This window comes from Methylophaga sp. UBA5088, assembly GCF_002414625.1.
Classification (GTDB): domain Bacteria; phylum Pseudomonadota; class Gammaproteobacteria; order Nitrosococcales; family Methylophagaceae; genus Methylophaga; species Methylophaga marina.
Genome location: NZ_DIAC01000032.1, coordinates 40367 through 42261, shown reverse-complemented (window position 1 = coordinate 42261; position 1895 = coordinate 40367). Strand labels below are relative to the sequence as shown.

The 1895-nt window shown below is 42.6% G+C and carries 2 protein-coding genes; both read left to right on the top strand.

Translation table 11 applies throughout. The features are described from left to right. Positions 1–1043, top strand: a 1043-nt coding sequence (gene ccsB / locus B4K20_RS04445; RefSeq protein ID WP_289282021.1) for a c-type cytochrome biogenesis protein CcsB, incomplete at its 5' end; no start/stop codon positions are given. A 30-nt stretch (positions 1044–1073) separates the two neighbouring features. Beyond that, complete coding sequence (locus B4K20_RS04440; RefSeq protein ID WP_289282020.1) at positions 1074–1709, top strand: thiol:disulfide interchange protein DsbA/DsbL; 636 nt, start codon at positions 1074–1076, stop codon at positions 1707–1709. Positions 1710–1895 lie beyond the last annotated feature (186 nt).

Here is a 1895-nt window from a genome sequence, read left to right as displayed (position 1 = left end):
CTCTCGATTATTATGAAATTACTATCATTGTATTAACAGCGATTGGAATGGGATTCCTGGGCCAATACTGGCCAGGTTTCCGCTGGCATAGTCTGGCTGTCGCCGTATTCAGTTTGTTTGCTGTTTCTTTGTATGGTCAAAGTTTAGACGCCGCTGAGTCGAACTTTTGGCTCAACTATATTCTGGCGAGTCAATCTGCCTTTATGTGGATGAGTGCCTTATTTGTGATGGCGACATTGACTTATTTTGCCGGCACCGTTTTCCGCTCGAGTTTCACAGAAAAAGTAGGCACCGGGTTAACCTGGGCCGCTGTCACTATGGGCATGATTGGTCTAATGGTGCGTTGGCGTGAAACCTATCTACATGGTGCAGACATTGGATACATTCCTGTCAGTAACTTATACGAAGTCTTTATACTGTTTTCTGTTGTAACAGCCTTGTTATACCTCTTTTACGAACGTCGTTATCAGACACGTAGTCTGGGTGGCTTTGTTTTACTGGTGATTAGTGCAGCGGTAGTATTTCAGCTTTGGTACAGCTTTGAACGCAATGCTCATGAAATCCAACCTTTAGTACCTGCGTTACAGAGTTATTGGATGAAAATCCATGTGCCAGCCAACTTTATCGGTTATGGTGCTTTTGCTATGGCTGCCATGATTGGTGTGGCCTACGTGTTGGTCGTCTGGAGACAAGAGGTAAACCCTGATAGCCGTTGGGTGAAAGCCATGCCAGAGTTAAGTCTGATGGATGATTTGATGTACAAGACAATTGCTCTTGGCTTTGCCTTTTTTACCCTGGCAACCATTTTAGGAGCATTGTGGGCCGCAGAAGCTTGGGGTGGTTATTGGTCATGGGATCCTAAAGAAACCTGGGCATTGATCGTTTGGTTGAATTATGCGGCCTGGTTACACATGCGCTTAACCAAAGGCTGGAATGGTAAACCTATGGCCTGGTGGGCAATAGTCGGATTATTTGTGACGCTATTTGCCTTTCTTGGTGTCAATATGTTCCTGAGCGGCCTTCATTCCTATGGTACGTTGTAATAATTAATTGAAAGTAAAGGATACTCAACGATGATGAGATTAGTGAAAACCCTTGCAACAGGACTCTTTCTGGGTCTGATTTCAACGGCAGCATCAGCTGTTCCGATGAACTTCGTTGAAGGAACCCATTATTTTCCAACAGCTGAGAAGTTAGCAACACCTGACAATGGCAAGATCGAAGTCGTAGAAATGTTTTCTTATACCTGCCCACATTGCTTTAAGTTAGAGCCAGAAGTGGAAGCATGGAAAGAAACACTGCCAGAGAATGTGCATTTTGTGAAGGTGCCTGCTATTTTCAGAGACAGTTGGTTAGAGTTAGCAAAAGTCTATTACGCTGCTCAAGCCATAGGTAATTTTGATAAAGTTCATTCAAAATTATTTAACGCTATCCATGTCGAAAAACGTCGTCTTAGTACAGAAGATCAATTACTTGATTTTGTGGCTGAGCAAGGTATTGACCGTGATGAATTCAAAAAAACCATGAATTCTTTCAGCGTAAAAAGCAAAGTGAAAAAAGCGCTGGTTATGAGTCAGACATCAGGCATTACTGGTGTACCATCATTTATTGTGAATGGTGCTTATCGCACCGATGCCAGCACAGCAGGTGGCGTGCCTGAATTGTTTAATGTGATTAACTTTCTTATTCAAGAGTCATCAGACAACTAAATAAAAACGCCGGGTTTAACCGCAATGCTGATCAGTTAAGAAAACTTGACTGATTCAGTAAACAGATAAGACTCCAGTGATAGTCATATCACTGGAGTTTTTTTATTTCCATTCATGCCTTCCTATCAGATATAGCAGAGTGATGATGATCTCTTTTCGGTCACTGCCGCTCAGTCGGCATTTTTT

Coding starts and splice junctions, on each gene's coding strand:
- B4K20_RS04440 (WP_289282020.1), top strand. CDS start 1,074: ATGATGAGATTAGTGAAAACCCTTGCAACAGGACTCTTTCTGGGTCTG.